The organism is Pseudoalteromonas sp. TAB23, from assembly GCF_000498075.1.
GTDB classification, from domain to species: Bacteria; Pseudomonadota; Gammaproteobacteria; order Enterobacterales; family Alteromonadaceae; genus Pseudoalteromonas; species Pseudoalteromonas arctica.
Map to the genome: position 1 here is coordinate 13,163 of NZ_AUTP01000271.1, position 18,344 is coordinate 31,506.

13 protein-coding genes and 1 pseudogene are annotated in these 18,344 nt (G+C 37.4%); 10 read left to right on the forward strand and 4 right to left on the reverse strand.

Features of this window, described 5'->3' with window-relative positions:
• Window positions 1-122: 122 nt before the first annotated feature.
• Entirely contained in the window at window positions 123-863 is a 741-nt protein-coding gene (locus L654_RS0116335; protein ID WP_024591145.1) for a transporter substrate-binding domain-containing protein, read from the reverse strand.
• Between the two features lie 13 nt (window positions 864-876).
• The gene (locus L654_RS0116340; protein ID WP_024591146.1) at window positions 877-1,617 is read right to left on the reverse strand and encodes an ABC transporter substrate-binding protein; all 741 of its coding nucleotides are present in this window, start codon (window positions 1,615-1,617) and stop codon (window positions 877-879) included.
• A gap of 196 nt (window positions 1,618-1,813) precedes the next feature.
• Between L654_RS0116340 and L654_RS0116345 the strand changes: the two genes are divergently transcribed.
• Entirely contained in the window at window positions 1,814-3,058 is a 1,245-nt protein-coding gene (locus L654_RS0116345; protein ID WP_024608462.1) for a UPF0149 family protein, read from the forward strand.
• A gap of 196 nt (window positions 3,059-3,254) precedes the next feature.
• Here L654_RS0116345 and L654_RS0116350 read toward each other — a convergent pair whose 3' ends face one another.
• Window positions 3,255-3,554 carry a helix-turn-helix transcriptional regulator gene (locus L654_RS0116350; protein ID WP_024608463.1) on the reverse strand — a complete coding sequence of 100 codons (300 nt, stop codon included), beginning with the start codon at window positions 3,552-3,554 and terminating at the stop codon, window positions 3,255-3,257.
• A 416-nt stretch (window positions 3,555-3,970) separates the two neighbouring features.
• On the opposite strand from L654_RS0116350, the gene L654_RS0116355 reads away from it, so the two are divergent.
• The 5 genes from L654_RS0116355 (at window position 3,971) to L654_RS0116375 (ending at window position 10,932) form a co-directional block, all read left to right on the forward strand.
• Window positions 3,971-4,567, forward strand: a complete 597-nt coding sequence (locus L654_RS0116355; RefSeq protein ID WP_024608464.1) for a class I SAM-dependent methyltransferase — start codon at window positions 3,971-3,973, stop codon at window positions 4,565-4,567.
• The gene (locus L654_RS0116360; RefSeq protein ID WP_024608465.1) at window positions 4,564-5,664 is read left to right on the forward strand and encodes an HNH endonuclease; all 1,101 of its coding nucleotides are present in this window, start codon (window positions 4,564-4,566) and stop codon (window positions 5,662-5,664) included. The genes L654_RS0116355 and L654_RS0116360 overlap by 4 nt, the downstream gene beginning before the upstream one ends.
• Window positions 5,665-6,154: 490 nt before the next feature.
• A complete protein-coding gene (locus L654_RS0116365; protein WP_024608466.1) occupies window positions 6,155-7,798 on the forward strand; it encodes an ABC-three component system protein in 1,644 nt (547 codons plus the stop codon).
• Window positions 7,791-8,537, forward strand: coding sequence for an ABC-three component system middle component 1 (locus L654_RS0116370; protein ID WP_024608467.1), 747 nt, complete (start codon window positions 7,791-7,793; stop codon window positions 8,535-8,537). Before L654_RS0116365 ends, L654_RS0116370 begins: the two co-directional genes overlap by 8 nt.
• Window positions 8,530-10,932: an AAA family ATPase gene (locus L654_RS0116375; RefSeq protein ID WP_024608468.1), complete on the forward strand. Its 2,403-nt coding sequence runs from the start codon at window positions 8,530-8,532 to the stop codon at window positions 10,930-10,932. Before L654_RS0116370 ends, L654_RS0116375 begins: the two co-directional genes overlap by 8 nt.
• A 2-nt stretch (window positions 10,933-10,934) precedes the next feature.
• Here the strand turns inward: L654_RS0116375 and L654_RS01000000126245 are convergent.
• Window positions 10,935-14,091: pseudogene (locus L654_RS01000000126245) on the reverse strand (DUF3427 domain-containing protein).
• A 1,063-nt stretch (window positions 14,092-15,154) separates the two neighbouring features.
• Between L654_RS01000000126245 and L654_RS0116385 the strand changes: the two are divergent.
• From L654_RS0116385 to L654_RS1000000128335, 4 genes are all read left to right on the forward strand, one after another.
• Window positions 15,155-15,640 (forward strand): hypothetical protein, encoded by a 486-nt coding sequence (locus L654_RS0116385; RefSeq protein WP_024608469.1) that lies wholly within the window; start codon window positions 15,155-15,157, stop codon window positions 15,638-15,640.
• Between the two features lie 649 nt (window positions 15,641-16,289).
• Window positions 16,290-17,165 (forward strand): nuclease-related domain-containing protein, encoded by an 876-nt coding sequence (locus L654_RS0116395; protein WP_024608471.1) that lies wholly within the window; start codon window positions 16,290-16,292, stop codon window positions 17,163-17,165.
• Between the two features lie 255 nt (window positions 17,166-17,420).
• Window positions 17,421-17,747, forward strand: coding sequence for a helix-turn-helix transcriptional regulator (locus L654_RS0116400; RefSeq protein WP_029753647.1), 327 nt, complete (start codon window positions 17,421-17,423; stop codon window positions 17,745-17,747).
• Complete coding sequence (locus L654_RS1000000128335; RefSeq protein ID WP_024608473.1) at window positions 17,731-18,042, forward strand: hypothetical protein; 312 nt, start codon at window positions 17,731-17,733, stop codon at window positions 18,040-18,042. The genes L654_RS0116400 and L654_RS1000000128335 overlap by 17 nt, the downstream gene beginning before the upstream one ends.
• Window positions 18,043-18,344 lie beyond the last annotated feature (302 nt).

Consider the following 18,344-nt stretch of genomic DNA (forward strand, 5'->3'; position numbering starts at 1 on the left):
CGATTTTAAGCCACTATTTTTAGCGTGAGCGGTGTTGCTTACTTACAGAGGGGAGCGTAAGCACCACCGACAGTAATATTAAAGAAGTGTTGCAGCCAAATAGCTAAGTTATTACCCATGCTTTAATGCACAGGTTGATAAATTAACTTTATAGCGGCTGCATTTTTAGTAATTAATTGATTAACGGTTGCCACGTCATCAAGAGTTAGCGACTCTTTACTTAGCATAAAATGTACGTTGTTAACGTTAATCGGTGTAATAGACTTTACCTGCGTAATTGAGGGATGTTTTTTTACAAAGTACTGTGCAACAGCAGAGTCTTCAATAACATAGTCAATTCGTTTTTTATCTAACATACTAAATCGATTATTTGCTTGAGCAGTAAGCACCACCTGTGTTGGATACTTAGTTTTTAACTGTTCAAGCTCGTTACCAAAAAAGCTCCCACGGTTAATACCAGCTGTAAACTTTTTACTAAAAAGCTCAGCTAAGCTTGTTACATCAGGCGTATCTTTATGTTTATAAAGCCGCATAACCTCGTCGCGGTAAGGCAAGCTAAAATGCGCATATTGAGCGCGTTGTTCTGTATAACTTGCCGCGTAGGTCATATCTACTCGGCCATTTTTAAGCTCAGCTTGAACACGTGAAAAACTCGGAAAATAAGTCCATTTAATACAAAATTTTGAATCTTTAAAAATAGCGTTTGCAGCATCCACTTCTGCGCCTAAAAATGTATCACCTTGCTTAACAAGGTAAGGCGGCCAATTAGTTTCGTTAGTGCCCATTACTAATGTTTTTGAACACGCAAGGGCATTAAAGTGAGTAAATAGCAGTGTAGTAAATGCTAAAAATAAAGTTTTCATTACACTCCTTAAATTAGTGTTCAAACAACGCTTTAAGTGCTGTTTTATTTTTGTTTATATATTCATTAATTACCGCAAGCTCAGTAACCGACACCGTTTGTTTGCTAAACATTAAATAAATGTCGTCCTTGTTTACATACTCAATATTGGTTACTAATTTTATATTTGAGCCTTTTTTGCCAAAATAAGCCCCCACTAACTCGTCTTCAATAGCAAAATCAATACGTTGTTTATTAAGCATTTCAAAGCGCTTACTAGTTGCACTAGTGTATTCAATCTGCTTTTTATATTTAGTTTTATATTGCTCAAATTCTTCGCCGTAGTAGCTCCCAAAGTTAGCGCCCACGGTAAGGCCTTGTTTAAAAATATCTTCGAGGTTTTTAACGTTATGCTGATTGTTTGTATTTTCGTACAAACGCATAACTTCAGTTCGGTAGGTATCACTAAAGTGCACATATTTAGCGCGTTTATCGGTATAACTTGCTGCCCATCCTAAATCAATACGGCCGTATTTAAGCTCAATAAAAGCCCGCTTAGAATTTGGTAGTAACTTAACTTCAAAACAAAAAGGGGAGTCAGCAAATATAATGTTAAGCGCATCAACCTCCGAGCCTTGCAGTTTACCGTTAATACCCATTACATAAGGTGGCCAAAAAGCATCGTGCGATGCCACGCTAAAGGTTCTCTCACAAGCAAACACATTAAACGGAGCCGTAAACAGCAAACATAAAAATACAGTAATTAATTTATTCATTGCGCCTCATAGTTATTATTTTTGCTTATTATTACAACAGTATAAACCAGCTTTTGTATTTTAGCGGCGCGGGCTTGTTAAATTTGTAAATATTCCGTTAAAAATTCATTTTTAGGATAAAACAACTAAACTAGCGTTGTTGGTAGCTTTATCTATGGGTACACTAATAATAAATTTATACATAGCAGGGCACGTTATGTCACCAGCCAAAATACGCAGTGATGTTATAAAACTCAGTGAATTAAGCACTAAAAAACCAGATTATTACTTTATCCAAGGCTACTTAATGGGATTAGGTGTATTACCTCAACTACTTGTTCCCAGTGAGTGGCACCCAGATCTATTTGGAGAGTTTAATATTCAAAACGAGACTGAGCTAAAATACCTCGAAAGCTTAATGGCTCTGTATAACCAAAGCATGGATAAAATAATTCAAAACGAATTAAAAATGCCAGCAAAATGCAGCCTATCTAAACAAGACTACCGTGAGTCACTAAAGCCGAATATGCCCCTACCAAATTACTGTAAAGGGGTTTTACAGGCGCTTAAAAATATAAATAAACGCATGCTCAATACAGAGCAAAAACGTTCTATAAACAGCTTTACTACAGTGTTAAAAGCATTTACAAGCCCCAAAATCGCCGCAAAAGAGTTTGGTGAATTTGCCCAATACAACGCCCAAGAATATAAACGTAATTATGTTTATTTTATGGCCGACGCTATTTTTGAACTTCGATTTAGTAACGAGCGAGCAGTATTTGATGAAAACGAAGCCGAATTTAACAACCACTTTTTAGACGAAGAGCCAAATGAATTAGATGAATTTGATGAACTACTTGAACTAGTACTTGCCGATACCGAGCTAAAAGCACTTGAGCCAATGCAAATGCTTTTAGAAATAATGGAAAGTGGGCTCATAACAAAGCAGTTTATTAAAGACAACACCGGGTACTTTTGGGGTTTGCACGAAACCCGACCTTATATGATGCTTCGCGCGCATCGAGCAAAAATACACGCACTGCATGGTTATACCCAAAAAGCGCAATCAGAACTCGAAGAGCTATTAAAGCTAAACCCAAACGACAATCAAGCAAACCGCTTTTTATTAATGAACTGCCTAATTATTAATAAACAATGGGAAAAGTTAGAAGCGCTATTGACCGACTTTGATTTTCAAGAACTACACACAACAGCAAGCCGTGCGCTCAGTGCGTTTGTAAAGCACGGTGATTCAAAACCAGCTAACGAATACAAAAAAATGCTCCAGCAGCAAAATAAACACTTTACCAAAATACTTACAGGGCAAGAAAAACTAAAAGAACAACAGCCGCCATACTTCAGCCCAGGCAGTAAAGAAGAAGTCGCTGTTTATCTTGATTCGTTAGGTAAGCAGGCGTGGATTTCGGTGCCAGCGAGTCTTTTTTGGCTAAGAAAAAGGTAACAAAAAACGTTTAGCGTGATTTATATCGCGCTAAACATAACGCAGATTCAATTTTGAAGTGTATAACCGCTTTTTAAGTTTTTTATTCAATAGTAGAAATCACGCTTGTTAAGCGTGCAGCATCAATGTCGCTTATGTTCGCAAAGCGCCATACTTTAAATAATAAATTTCAAACTCGTCAATAAACACATAACATTCAGAAGTCATCGTTAATAACCTGCACTTTATTGGTTTTACGTTGCCGTCTATTGTAGCCACCTACATCGGCGGCTAATTCATTAATTTCATCAAGGAGCGATCCTTGTAATTGCAGCACGACTAAAGCTTCAAATAAAATATCGCTTTTAACTGTCTCGCCTTGCTCAAGTTTTTGCACAGTAGAGCGCGACACACCAATCATTTTTGCAAAGGTGCTTTGCGTGTAATGCAAAGTGCGGTGCTGGCGTATTAAATCCCCTAATTGCTGCGCCATTTTTAAAGCTTGTTCCGATCTCATTAATGAGTGCCTACTCGGTCATTATGGTGTTAATGACTATTTTAGCGGTATTTAGCTTGTTTGCAAATTATAGGTGATGATTTGAAAGTTATTGGTAATTTGTTTGTTGGTGTTTTAGAGCAGAGATTTTTAATGAGAGGCGGCTTAATATCTTGTTACTAAGGATTGCAAGCGCCCTTGGAATCTGACAACACACTAGAGGAACACAGATAAGGGCGTTTGTATTGCATTTTAAATTTTATACTGCGTATGTATCACTCAACATCAGTGCTTAATAACAATGGCGTATTAATTTAAAAATTTCTACTTATTAAGCCTATATTTAATGCGCCTGTTCCTGTAGATTAAACAAATAATGAATGCAGTATTAACAGTGCCTTAGCTGTTAAACGATTAGCCAAGGAGCGGTGAGTCTCGTGTCAAACACCACACTTACTTATTACAACCAAAATGCCAAAGCCTTTAGCGACTCAACACTTAACGTTGATATGTCGGCGCTTTATGCTGAGTTTTTACCGCACGTTGTACAACACGGGAGTATTTTAGATGCCGGTTGTGGCAGTGCGCGCGATGCCGCATTTTTTAAAGCGCAGGGTTTTACTGTAAGTGCGTTTGATGCAAGCCCAGAGCTGGCAGAGTTGGCAAGCAGTTACTTACAACAACCTGTAGCGGTTAAAACATTCCAAGAGCTAAATTGTGTAAATCAATACGACGGTATTTGGTGCTGTGCTAGTTTATTACACGTTCCAAAAGCTGAGTTACCGCAGGTGTTTTTAAACCTACAACGTGCGCTTAAACCGAATGGCGTTTTATATGTGTCGTTTAAATATGGCGATACAGAGCGTGTGCATAATGGTCGTGAATTTACCGATTTAACCGAAAATTCTTTAACGCATTTACTTAGCAATACGCAGTTAAAAGCTATTAAACAATGGCAAAGTGTTGATCAGCGCCCAGAGCGCGAAAGTGAAGTGTGGCTAAATACGCTTATTAAAGTAGTGCACGTTTTATGATTGGAGCAATGCAGCAACAACTCGACTTTATTGCTTATATTCAGCGCTTATTAGTTGAAGGTGATTTTAGTGCTACTTATAAGTTTGCACTTTTACATGCACTGGCTGATATTAGTATCGAAAAACATCACGCTGATCCACAAGCACAGTTACAAATAAAATTTGATGAATTAGTCGATAAATTTATTACTTTATATTGGCACCAAGCATCGCCATTTGGTGCAATTGGTAATAATAGAGAGCAACTACTTTTACAAAATACCAACTCTAATAAACAAGCCAAAATTATAACTACGCTTCATGATGCAAAATTAAATAATATTAATTCAATTAGCCAATTAAAAAAGAGCCACGGTTGGAAAAATATACGCAGCTCAACATTACAAACCATTAAAGACGGCCCGCTTTGGTTATTACAAAAATTAAATGGCAAAGAAGAGTGTTTCTTGTATCCCCATATTAAAGGCCAATCATACATTACCTTAAATGAAGGTATTGCAGGCTGCTTTAGGCGTTTTTACGACCTAGTTGTTTATTTAGCAAAAAATGCATGGCTGCAAAAAATTCAAAGTATTAAGCATAACCAAGCCTTAATTGGCCCACAAAGCCAACTACATGATTTTTTATTCGGCTTTGATCGCAATGCATTGAGTAAGGCAAAGCCTGTGTTGATAGAGCTTCAGCACGGTAATTGTTTTTATTGCGAAAAACCATTGAACAGTAAAACCGAGGTTGATCACTTTATACCGTTTGCTCGCTACGCAAATGATTTAGGTCATAACTTTGTGGCAGCACATAGCACCTGTAATAACAGTAAAAGTGACTTTTTAGCTGCGCAACTTCACCGCGAACGCTGGCAAGAACAAAATTTAGTGATTAATAGCCAGCATTTAACAACTGAACTTAGTGATTACTTTAATTGTGATTCAGATAAGTCGTTTTCGGTTAGTGATTGGGCATATCAGGTTGCGCAGACTAACAGTGCAAAGTTATGGGTAAAGAAAGGTTATTTTGAAGAGGCGGCTAGTTTTAAATATCAGCAATCAAGTACAGGGTTTGATTTAGTGGCGGAAGAAAAGCCAAGGTATGACGTGTAATACAGAATTTGTAGTTCGTGCTGTAGGCGTGAGTATATCTCGCGCTTTTGGGTTGTAGGCGCAGAGCTTGCTCGCGCGAAAAGCGAAGCTTTTAAATTTCGGTGTAATTAATGTGTAGGTGCGATTTTATATCGCGCTCATAAGTTTTTTTTGCCTAGTATTCAAGGGATTAAAAACCTCTATTCGAGGTTATATCGCGTTGGCGATGGCAACCAAAGGGCGGCNGGCTGCCGCCGACCGCCCTTTGGAATCCCACGGCGCACCCGAGGATCACACTTTATCTTCAACTTACGTGAATGATGTGAACGTAACCAGCGTAGATAGGCCATCCATGGCCAAGCTACGCTTTGTACAGCATCCATGCTGTAAATTACTCATCATTAACTAAGTTTCAGGTGTGATCACGGGGAGTTGGAGTATGTTGGTAAATTGGCTTTCTGAAGTAAAGATTTTTGACTATATCTAGTTTGTATAAGCGAGTAACTTTAATATGAGTAATGCATCATCTAAAAGCATTTTGCACGATGCGACACCCTCTTGGAATGGTTATAACTACCAAGGAAAAGTAGGCCTCTATGTTTGTTTAATAAATATTCTTAAAGAAGGCCGTGTAGGAGTTGATTTACCTGCTTTCGATACCTTCCTAGATGAGCACCATATTGAGTATGAATGGATTGAAGATTTTGCCATTAAAAGAGGTGAGGATTATTTGTCTCTTCACCAAGTTAAACATAAAGGCGAAAATAAATTTAAAGACCATGTTGAGGCTATTGCAACAATTTTACATCGAAAGAATGGTGTACTTTCAGACACTGATATCTTTAAATACTTTACATTTAAAAGCAAAAAAAAAGGTGATACTGCAGCTGAAAAAGAGAAGATTAAAACGGAGATAATTAATTGTAGGCTTGTTAATGATAATGGTTTATTAGATAGTAATTGGAAATCTAATGTTCAGTCTGCCAACATTGAATATCGCAGAAATCTTGCAAAATGTTTTACCGATTTTGAATCACTTTCACAAAAAGCATTTAGCATCTCAACTACCTATTTTCATACTGCAGATGAAGTTGAACCACCTCTGGAAAGTATTACCGATATTGCAGGTATACCAAGCCATCTAATTCCAAATCTAGCTCAGCAGATGAGCCTTTCTTGCCAACAGGTTTTTCTTAGTTTTGATAACTCTAAAGATTACAAGCTTGCACTATCTGATAATGCACTTAATTTAGAGCTAGATAACCTAATAAAGGAACTTTTAGCATTATTTCATCCTAAAGAAGCTTGTTTAGAAGAAAATATTAAATTATATAAAACGGCTTTATGTGCTTTGATTGATCAAAACTTAGTAACAAGGCATCAGCACATTAGAGATAAGGCCGATAACGACATTCAATATCTACGACGTACAAAACCAAGCATTAATTTCAATGAAATTGTTAGGGAGTTAAAATCTAGTTTTAGAGTACAAAATGAGGCTTATTGGAATTTAGTTTGTCGTGAAAACTTTGAAAAGGCTTATAAAGAACAAATTGAAGACACTCACACGCTGTTAGCAAACTCAGTTATTGATAATGAGACATACCAATATTATACGGTAAGGTTAGAGTCTGTTCGTAAAAACGTAATTCAACAATACTTTCCTAATGACTGCGCGGGTTTTTTGAGGCGCATATACCCTCATATTTTTCAAGGAACGTCGGAACATCAGTATTATACTGAAATATCAGAGCCAAAGAAAATTAAGAGTGTTTTTTTCAACTTTATTAAAAAAGTTGAAAAACCGTCAGGGAAGTTAACTTTAGAATGCAAAAATAATATTTTTGAGTATCAACCCAGTTGTATTAATTTTAATGAAGCTGATCCTGAGAGTAAGTTTATTGAAGTTGAAAGAGTAAAAAAAGGTTTAGCCGACAATCAAGGAAATCAATCTAACATTTTCACAAATGTTGATTATATAGTCGTTAATTCAACAGATAAAGATGATGAAATTTTAGCTGGTATAGAAAAAATAACTGAAGTGAAAAGCTATGAGCAACAGAGCTCAGATTTAAAAGAGTCAGATAAAATTACCCAACAAAAAGAAATTAGTTTTATGGATAGTAGAAAAGCATTAGGGGAAATCAATGGATAGTATAATAGAGCAGATTTTTATAGAGTCTCATCTCTCCTTAGCAAAAGTAAAATATATTGAAAAGGATCATGATTTTTCAGCAGTAGTCTATATTGGTCAAACATTACAAGGCGACTACTTTATTTATCTTCATTTACCAGAAAGACTTTTGCCTCATGTCACGAATGATATTCAAATAAAGTTACTCTCTTTAATTAAAAACCATTCTAAAAGCTTCGAGCAAATAACAGATTCAGCAGTAGAGATCTCATCCTCATTTGATAAAAATGCTACTTTGATAATTTTTACTACTCATAAATCTAGTACAAAGAACGATGCAATTAAAAATGCTATTTCGATTGAAGAAGATCCATACTTTTTCAAGAAACAAGTTCTATTATCATCTGTTGAAGAACTTCCAATCATTGAAAGTTATTTTAATAGTAGTAAAGGCAGTCATATTGCTTATATTCAAAGTCTAATTTCTGATATCGAAAGGTTTAATGAATTTACTAACGCTAAAGCATCAAAGTTATCTAAAAGAGAAATTGAATACTTATTTGTAGCAAAGCTTTATGAAAAAATTCCTTTTTTGTCTTTAATAGTTACTCCTTCTGTTCAGGACGTCTTGCAACAGGAGATAGATAATAAGTTGTCTAAAGAGCAATTAGCTGAATGTGAGAAGCTGCTAGATCTTGATATAAATGATCTTGAAGACTGGTTTACTGAACTTGTTAAGGAAGATGAAAATAATGATTAAACTAGGAAAGATGCGAATTGAGAACTTTAAATCTTTTAAAGAATCGGTTGAGTTTGATTTCACTGGTAATGATTTAGTTCTTTTTGATGGTCCAAATGGTTTTGGAAAGACAACAATATTTGATGCTATTGAGCTGTGTTTCACGGGGAAAATATCCCGAGTCAAGCACACTGACACAAAGAGCAAAGGGGATCATATTCTCAAGGGAGATAATGCTGAGCCAACGACTATTCAATTAGAGCTTTTAAACGACACAAGAACCTTATTAGTTATCGGTATTCATATACCAGCGAATATCTCAGGCGAAGCAGGAAAGGTAGCAAAATATCAAAATGCTATAGAGCGTTTTGAAACGGAGATGTGGCAGGATGCAGCTGTTTTTCGTGAGTTAAGTAAAAATAAGCTGGATGAAGGCAGATTAAATAATTTATTAGAAAATGAAAAACTAGATAAAACTTTTACTTTGTTTAATTACATCCAACAAGAAGAGACGTGTCACTTCTTAAAACTTGATGAAAGTAAACGCCACCAAGAAATAAGTTATCTATTTGGTACGATAGAAGAAAAAAATAAAGCAGATAAGTTAGATGCACTTTCTACCAAGCTGAAGCAAACAATAAATGATTACTACACCCCCTTAATCACAAAAGAAGAAGGAGAGTTAATACAGTTAGCAAAGCCGACTACTGAAGCTGAAGGTTCAGAAAGCATACTTAGCAGTGGGAAAATTGCTCTATTTAGTGATTTATCATCTAGTACCCTTGAGCAGCTTGAAGTTTACAAATATAGCTTAGAAGGTGTTGAGTGGCTCATAAAAAATAACTCAGATTATAAAAAGCTAAAATTTAATTATTTGTTGAATAAAATGACAACAGAGCGAACTGAGCAACTTGAGAATTATTTAAAAGTTGGCTTAGTTGAAAATTATGAAGGGCTAACAAAAAAACTAAATAAGCATAACTTGATTTGGCGGAAGGCGAAGAAAAAAGCTGATATCTATAATGAGCTAATTACATTTTTTGATGATAAGCCAAATAGCCTTAGCGAAGATACTTTAAATATTTACAAAGAAAATTTTCCTTCAAGCTATGATAGATTCATAACTGATATAACTTCATTTTTAAGTTTATCTAAGGTAAATAGTTCGCTGAGCTCTTTACTTATTAAAATCGATGACAGTCGAAAAAATCTATTATCTCATTACAAAGAGCATATTGGTTATGATGGAGTTAAAGAGCATAAAAACATACCCTGCCCATTATGTGGGGATATGAAACCAACAGGGGAAGATTTGCTTAATGAATATGACAAACAATCAGAGTTTTTCTTAGAACAGTTAGGGGATAATGATAAGTCTCTTAAGATAGTAACTGAAAACTTAATAACAGAGCTTATTGTCCCTTCTATTACCAAAATGCGAAACTATCTCTCTAAGTATCAAGATTACTTAAACTTTGATTTAATAAGTGTGGATAATCATAAAAATCTAGGGAAATCCGATTTCCAGAGCATGATTAAAATAAGAACATGGCTTGAATCCAATATTGGCGATTGCACACATTTTATTGATAACAAACTACTTGTAGTTAATCAAAATTATGATGAAACCAAAGAGCAACTCATTACTTTTATTAACAGCCACAAAAAATTACTTTCAGAAGAGCCTTTAAAAGAGTATTCGGACTTAGTAAAAGATTTGCAAGCATTAGGCTTAGCCTTTAATGAAGCTGGAAAACTACCAGTTGATTTGGGTGATATTAGTAGGGACTTATCATTATTATCTCGGCTAATATTGCAGCAGAGTTCTTTATCCTATAAAGCAAAAATTTTAAAGATATCCAAGCTACAAGAAAAAGTGCGAAAGTTAAATTTGAAGCGAGAAGAAATAGCGGCAATTAGTAAAGTCTATAAAGTTAAAATTAAAGCTTATGAAAAAGATGTCGCAAAACATATTGCAATACCGCTTTTTGTTTATAGCTCTAAAATACTTCAGTCTCGCCCAGAGGGAAGTGGGATATTTTTAATTACGCCCACGAAGGGAAGCGAAAAAGGCTTTATGAAGTTTAGCGCTACACCTAATGATAGTCATGATGCATGGAATACAATGAGCTCAGGGCAGCTCGCTGGTGTTGTTATCTCGTTTATGCTAGCTATGAATAAAGTTTACCCTTCCAAGTTATCTACTTTAATGATTGATGACCCAGTCCAAACTATGGATGAAGTAAACATGGCTTCTTTTGTTCAAATGATGCGATATGAATTTCATGAGTTGCAAATTATGTTGTCAACTCATGAGAGTAAAGTCGCGAATTACTTTCATTATAAGTACAGTCAGGCGGGTTTAAAGTCTTTGCCGATAAATATGAAGAATAAGAGGCTGGAATCTATCAATTAGTATCACCCAACAGCTAACTTCCCAGCCTCATGCCACATTTTACTTGGCATGGGGCTTGTTAATTTCCACGTTATATTCATTGGCTGGNTGGCTGCCATTGTGGCTTTGATATTTAACCTCGCCGTAGTTTACAAACCCCATAGTTCTGCCGTTTTCATCTTTGCCTTGTTCGCGCACAAATAACAGGATGGTTTTGCCTGTTTGTTGGTGCTGAATATAACTAAGGCCGCGGCCGTTCTCTGGACGTGAGTTATTTTGACTTTGCCAATGAAACAGGGTTGGGCTAATTGCGTAATCTTTATAGAGCGTAGTAGGTGAATATGTTTTTTCGCATTTTTTTAGTGTTACTAAAAGTAAAATAAGGTTTTGTTTCTTTAAAACTATGACTCCATCTTTTGAATATGATTTTTTATCAAAAGAGTGCTCGCCAAAGGCTGCAAGTATTTGTTGATGAGTATAGCGGCTGTGTAATTTTATTGCGTGATTAGGTAAGCATGTTAAATCACTTTCTTGCTGGTGAATGCGGTTTATTAATAGTGTAATTACTTGAGCAAGTTCCTGCTGTAGCTCTTTGTGTTTAAGTGCTTGTAAGCTTTGCTCAAGCGATTCAAACCCTAAACGTGTTCCAGTATCATACCAAAAGTTGTAATGCGCCATAAGCGCGTACTGTTGGTTTTGTGGTGTTGGCGAAAAGCTAAAGTTGTAATTACATAAATCACGTAAAAAGCATAAGTAACTGAGCGAGTCGCAGCCGAGTAATTGGGTGTTTATGGCGCGGTAATATGCGGCGTAAATATCGGCTTGTTTTGCTGGTATTTCATCGCCTTTTAGCCAGTGCCAGCCACCGAGCTTTTTATCTTTTGGTTTGTATATATCTTCAAGCGTGACTTGTGGGTTTATACGTAAAAAGTTACTTAGCGTAAGCGCGTCATTAGTGTGTTGCGAATAGCTATTTATAAGCTGCTGTAAACGGCGTTTAGAGTTTATAGCTTGCTGAATATTTTTTAATATTGTTTGTTGTGTGCGCTTTTGTAGCTCTATACGGCAGCCCAGCGGCAAATGTGGGAAGTTGTTTTCAATCTCGGTTTTTATTGGCTGATTACTTTTACCAATGAGCGCGCGGAATTTACTGGCAAAGTCGTACTCTGGGCGAGCATTACCTACAAAGTCGAGTACGGTACAGCATTGCTTTTGGCTGTTGTCGGGCAGGCGCAAACCACGGCCTAGTTGCTGCAAAAACAGCGTTAGGCTTTCAGTTGGGCGTAAAAACAGTAGAGTATCGACCTCTGGAATATCGACCCCTTCGTTAAAAATATCAACCACGCAAAGTATTTGTATTTCGCCTTGGCGTAGTGCTTGCTGTTTAGCCGCGCGCTCATTGGTGTTTTTGCTGGTGAGTACATCGGCGTTTATGCCTGCTAAGTTAAACTTTTTAGCCATAAATTCTGCGTGTTTTTGGCCTACACAAAACGCGAGTGCTTTAATAGCGTTTACATTAGTTACTATATCAGCAAGGCTAGACATAATTTTGTTAGCGCGGCTGTTCTCCCCTGTATAAAGGTTACTTAGCTCGCTTATATCGTAACGGCCACCACGCCATGTTATTTGGCTTAGGTCGGTGTCGTCATCTAGTCCAAAGTATTGAAACGGGCATAAATGGCGTTGATTTATTGCCTCTGGTAAGCGAATTTCAGCGGCTATTACGCCGCAAAAATCATCGAGTATATTTGCGCCATCTTGTCGCTCTGGTGTGGCGGTGAGGCCAAGTAATATTGTGGGCGTAAAGTAACTTAAAATGGTGCGATAACTGGCAGCGCTTACGTGATGTACTTCGTCTATCACTATGTAGTCGTAGTAATTGCTGGTTAAATTGAGCGATTCAATTTGGCTGTTCAGCGTTTGGATTGACGCAAATAATTGGTTGTAGCGTTGTGGTTTGTAGTTACCTACCCACAGCTCGCCAAAGTCGTTATTTTTAAGGACTCCACGGTAAGCGCTTTGCGCTTGTTTAAGTATTTCTTCGCGGTGGGCTATAAACAAAAAGTGTGCGTTTGGGTTTTTATCGTAAACAGTTTTAAAGTCGAACGCCGATATTATGGTTTTACCTGTGCCGGTTGCGGCAACCACTAAATTTTTATAACGATTATGTACGCTGCGCTCAGCACTTAGCTTTTCTAAAATAGCGAGCTGATGCGTTTTTGGTGCTATATCAAAATAAAACTGGCTGCTTGATTGCCCAACACCGCGCTGCTCGTTAAGTGAATTGATGAGCTTTTCTTTACACTCAACAGCGCCTGTAAATAGCTCGAAGTCTTTTGATTCCCAGTAGGTTTCAAACGTGCTTTTGGTTTTAGCTATTATGTGCGGGATTTCTTGTGCGGTAATTTTTAAGTTCCACTCAAGGCCGCTGGTAAGCGCCGAATGCGATAAGTTAGACGATCCAATGTAGCCTGTGTGAAAACCCGTATTGCGCATAAATAAGTATGACTTTGCATGTAGGCGTTCTTGCTGATTGTTATAGCTTAGCTTTACTTCGGTATTTGGTAGGTTTGCTAAAAACTCAACGGCTTTAGCATCCGTTGCGCCCATGTACGAAGTAGTAATAACTTTGAGTTTATTGCCGCTTTTGGTAAACGCTTCAAGCTCATTTTTAAAAATGCGCAGGCCTGTCCATTTTATAAATGAGACCAGCCAGTAAATAGTGTCGGACGATTTAATCTCGCGCTTTAGCTCGGTTTCGAGCGATATACCTGCATTAGCACCGCTAAATAATTCGCTTTGTGTAAGCCCTGTGAGTGGGAATATATCGCTTGAGTAATCTTTAAGGTTGGCCGCAATAGGGTTTTGGGTATTAAACAGCGCGGTAAGTATTCGGCCTTGGCTGTCGATCAGATTTTCGTTAATTAGCTCGTCATCACGAATATGATCTTTAAGCCAAAGTACAAGGCTATTAGCTAGGCTAATTTGTTCTTGTAGGCGCTCGTTCGAGTTAGGAATGGCATTTATGGCATGCTCAACAAGCTTACCTAAAAAACGTGAAAGCCATGTTGCCGCTTCGGCCGTTTCAAGTTGGCGCTCACCAACATAAAATTGATCACGATTTAAGTTTTGCTTAATTACTTGCGTAATTAACTGCTCGTAAATACCAATTTGCTGCATTAAAACCACTCCCTGTTTGCGAGTAGTTAGTTTACTAAAATGCGGTACAGCTACAAGTATTAATCGACTAAGTTACTAGTAATTAACTACAAACGTGTGAGTTAAGTATTAGCTGAGAGAGTAATCAAATGATGATGCTAAGAAATTATCCCCTTCAACTTCACCTGCAAACACATAATTAATGAGTAATTACCTCGCATGGATTCGAGGAAAGCGATGCTTGCACATGGATGTGCGTTCATCGCGTTTACGTTCATATTAATTATTTGTTTAAGGATAAGTGAAATTGAGGGGCGCCGTGGGGTTCCAAGGGGCGGNATCCGCTCCTTGGTTGCCATCGTCAATGCGATATTAAGTCAATTATTTTAAAAGCTACGCTTTTCGCGTGAGCAAGCTGGGCGCCTACAGCCAATTTTAAGAACGCTGCTAAGAAAGGCCCCCCGTGATCACACCCGAAATTAAATGAATGATGAGTAATTAACAGTATGGATGCTGTTAAAAGCGTAGCTTGGCCAAGGATGGCCTATCTACGATGGTTACGTTCATATCATTAATTTAAATTGAGGAAATAATGTGATCCTCGGGGCGCCGTAGGTGACGAATGACCAAAGCGTAGCTTTGCAGCTTGAGGAAGTGGAAGCATGGATGCTGACAGGAACCCGACTTCAGGGATGAATTATTAGCAGCAGAGCTTATTTGAAGAAAACCGCCCCTTGGTTGCCATCGCCAACGCGATATAAGTAAATTATTTTAAAAGCTTCGCTTTTCGCGCGAGCAAGCTGAGCGCCTACAGGTGTTTAGGCGGGCTTTGTAGCGTTGATTGGAGTAATGAGCTAGTTACTAAAGAGAAAGCGCGATGTAAAATCGCACCTACGCTTTTGTTGAGTGCGGTGGTTTAATTATTGTAGGTGAGGTTTTATACCTCGCGGGTGCTTTATAAAAACCAAGACACAAGGTGCACTCCCACCCACAGCTTTAATTATTGCCTTGGATTAGTAATGTTGATGTGTTTTTTCACATTTATAGGTACACTATTTTAAAGTTTTAATTCAGGGAATGAATAATGATTAAATGGATTTTACTGGTATTTATTAGCGTATTTACAACTTTTCCTCAAGCTGCTGAGGCTTACACACAAGCCCAATGCGATAGCATTAAAAAGCAGCGCGAAGCTATTCGCTCTCAATTTAGAAGTGGCTACAGTAATAAAGAAGGTGAGCGTTTAACTGCACGCGATAAAGCGCTATTTACCTTACTTGCTAATCACTGCAGTAAGCCTAAAAAGAGTGGTAGCGCTTATCAGGCTACTTCTTCTACCCCAACTCGTACGCCTAATAGAAATTGGTTACTCAATCAAAAAGTATCAAACATGTCTTTGCACAGCGATAGCTATAAAGATGCCGCTAAGCTTGATGCTTGGTCAAAATTTTATAAATTGCCCAAACGTTGCCGTAAGAAAGGGATGAAGTCGGTCGATTTTGTATGGTGTAGCGAGTATCGGGGTAAGCAAAAAGAGTTGTTTGAAGCACAGTGGCAAGGGCGCCCATAAAGATGTTTAAAACAAAATTGCGCGTGGTGTTTGTATTTTTTGTGCTGCTAATTGCATCGGCGCTCATTGCTAATCATTTTACTGGGCGGGTATTTAATTATCATGATCCTATAGGCGAGGTTAAACGAATTTATAATAGTTTATCGACGCAGGTAGCTACTGAACCGTTAGCGACTAAACAACTCAAAAATGTATAGATTTAATATACCTAACTCTAAGTACATCGACAAATTTAGCTTAAACGCGACAGCTAAGGCATCCCCCCGTGATCACACCCGAAATTAAATTAATGATGAGTAATTAACAGCATGGATGCTGTTAAAAGCGTAGCTTGGCCATGGATGGCCTATCTACGCTGGTTACGTTCATATCATTAATTTAAATTGAGGAGATAGTGTGATCCTCGAGGCGCCGTGCGGTTCCAAGGGGCGGTCGGCGGTATACGCCCTTTGGTTGCCATCGCCAACGCGATATTTGTATATTAAATTACAAACTAAAAGCGCGAGGTAAACTCCCGCCTACGACTTTTCGCGCGAGCAAGCTGGGCGCCTACAGGTATTTCGGTGAGCTTTGTAGCGTGAGTTTGAATAATGCGACATGTACCTGTTTTTAAGGTATAAAGTAAACATTGTGATTATAGGAACTCATCATGGATGATTTATTAAACCAAGGTTTAAGCCTTTTATTTGTTATTGGTAGTGTTTATTCACTATTAGGTGTTTTGTTTATCAAAATATGGCTTCATCAGAAGAATGCAAAACTACCTGTAGATCGTAAAAAGCTTAAACGTGTTGCAGCGCAGGCACTTAATGAACAAGTTAATGATAAAATTTTAGATGTAATAGGCTTAGTCTTTTTGTCTGCTTTGATAGTCACAATGCCTTTTGCTATCAAAGGGATTGCTGAAATGTTTGCCAGCGGTAAGCTCAATTACTTTTTAATTATCGTGATTACATTGGGACTAACGTATGTGGCACGAAAGCTTTGGGTTAAATCTAACGACCTAATAAAACTAAAACTGGGACGTGATGCAGAATTAGCAGTTGCTTCAGAGCTTATAGAATTACAGTCACACGGTTATCAGGTATTTCATGATATACAAGCTGATGGTTTTAATATCGATCACTTGGTTGTTGGGCCAAATGGGATATTTGCTATTGAAACCAAAGGCAGACATAAACGAATAAAAGACGATACAAATTACAAAGTTAAATTTGAAAATAACCATTTAGCATTTCCCTCTTGGTTTGAAAGCAAGCCGTTAGAGCAAGCTCAAAATCAAGCTAATTGGGTGAATAAATGGCTTTATGAATCAACCGGTTTTAATACTCCGGTTTTACCTGTTTTATGCTTTCCTGGTTGGTTTGTGGAACTAAAGCAGAGACCAATCTTTCCAATCGTTTCTCATAAACAAATAGTTAAAACTATCCTTTCAATGCGACAAGTTAGCTTAAATCAAGAGCAGCAGCGTGCTATTTGTTATCAAGTGGTGCAGCGAGCCTTAAACGATAGTAAAGCAATTTAAAAGCTACGCTTTTCGCGCGAGCAAGCTGAGCGCCTACAGGTGTTTAGCTTGGCTATTAAGCTCAAAATGTCATTAACTTTCCATAAGTGATTTATGTTTTACTTATGGGGTCGGTTTTTATTTTACTGCCTATAAGTAAGGTAAGGTTTACTTATGGGCAGTAAATATACATTCAAACTTAAAAGTAAGTTATATTTGACTTTTGGGTAGGCTACCCTAAAATAAATTGTATAAGTAAACTATAGTTGACCTTTAATGAGTGAATTACCAGCAAAAAAAACACTTGGAAGAGTTGTTAAACGCACTGAAATGCCTGATCTATCAAAGCCGTTTTCGTCGGTGCGACTCGCTAAAGCGATTACTTCAAAGCGAACAGGCATGAAGCTTACGCTGGTTGATGTATCGCAAGCACTTAATATTTCAAAGCCTACGCTGATAAAAATAGAAAAAGGTGATGTGAATGTGCAGTTTTTTAATGTACTCAAAGTGATGGAATACTTAGGGTTGTCGTTTAGCCTTGTCAGTGATGACGAGTCGCACCACAATAACAAGGATGAGGTGAGCGATGAGCAGTGGTATTAAAAAAAATAGCTTAGATGTATTTATTGGGCATACGCAGAAGATAGGTGCGATAGCCCTTGATATAGGCTCTGAAAATGAATTTGCTATTTCACTACCACGGATGCAACTACTTATGAGTCAAACCGTTGACTCTGTATTAGCCGCAATTGATACGGCTAAAGTTTCTGCCGTTAAAAATAACTTGTCTACTGCTGAATTAGCACACATTGATTTGTGCATAAAAATAATTAATAAAGCTGCAAATAAGCTGAGTGAGCAAATAATACAACTACCAAATATGGATGCATTTATTTAAATTTCAGAAAATAAATACATGCATTTTGAGTAAGTAATTCATATTTTGGTTGTCAGCATCAACGCGATATTTGCAAATTAAAATTAAAAGCGCGAGATAAATTCCGGCTTACAATTTAAAAGCTACGCTTTTCGCGCGACCAAGCTGTGCGCCTTGTATCTCTCATTGATAAATGATTAGCTATCATTTATCACATCGAAGTCAGTGAGCTTGCCTGTGCGTCTAGTATTTAATACTGCTCCGTAGATAAGGCCCTGACTTTCTATTCTCAGAAACTGAATGGTATCCAAGCACACTTTTTT

Excerpts from the sequence above, each read along its gene's own strand:
- L654_RS0116335 (WP_024591145.1), bottom strand. The coding sequence starts at position 863 with ATGAAAACTTTATTTTTAGCATTTACTACACTGCTATTTACTCACTTT.
- L654_RS0116340 (WP_024591146.1), bottom strand. The coding sequence starts at position 1,617 with ATGAATAAATTAATTACTGTATTTTTATGTTTGCTGTTTACGGCTCCG.
- L654_RS0116345 (WP_024608462.1), top strand. The coding sequence starts at position 1,814 with ATGTCACCAGCCAAAATACGCAGTGATGTTATAAAACTCAGTGAATTA.
- L654_RS0116350 (WP_024608463.1), bottom strand. The coding sequence starts at position 3,554 with ATGAGATCGGAACAAGCTTTAAAAATGGCGCAGCAATTAGGGGATTTA.
- L654_RS0116360 (WP_024608465.1), top strand. The coding sequence starts at position 4,564 with ATGATTGGAGCAATGCAGCAACAACTCGACTTTATTGCTTATATTCAG.
- L654_RS0116365 (WP_024608466.1), top strand. The coding sequence starts at position 6,155 with ATGAGTAATGCATCATCTAAAAGCATTTTGCACGATGCGACACCCTCT.
- L654_RS0116370 (WP_024608467.1), top strand. The coding sequence starts at position 7,791 with ATGGATAGTATAATAGAGCAGATTTTTATAGAGTCTCATCTCTCCTTA.
- L654_RS0116375 (WP_024608468.1), top strand. The coding sequence starts at position 8,530 with ATGATTAAACTAGGAAAGATGCGAATTGAGAACTTTAAATCTTTTAAA.
- L654_RS0116385 (WP_024608469.1), top strand. The coding sequence starts at position 15,155 with ATGATTAAATGGATTTTACTGGTATTTATTAGCGTATTTACAACTTTT.
- L654_RS0116395 (WP_024608471.1), top strand. The coding sequence starts at position 16,290 with ATGGATGATTTATTAAACCAAGGTTTAAGCCTTTTATTTGTTATTGGT.
- L654_RS0116400 (WP_029753647.1), top strand. The coding sequence starts at position 17,421 with ATGAGTGAATTACCAGCAAAAAAAACACTTGGAAGAGTTGTTAAACGC.
- L654_RS1000000128335 (WP_024608473.1), top strand. The coding sequence starts at position 17,731 with ATGAGCAGTGGTATTAAAAAAAATAGCTTAGATGTATTTATTGGGCAT.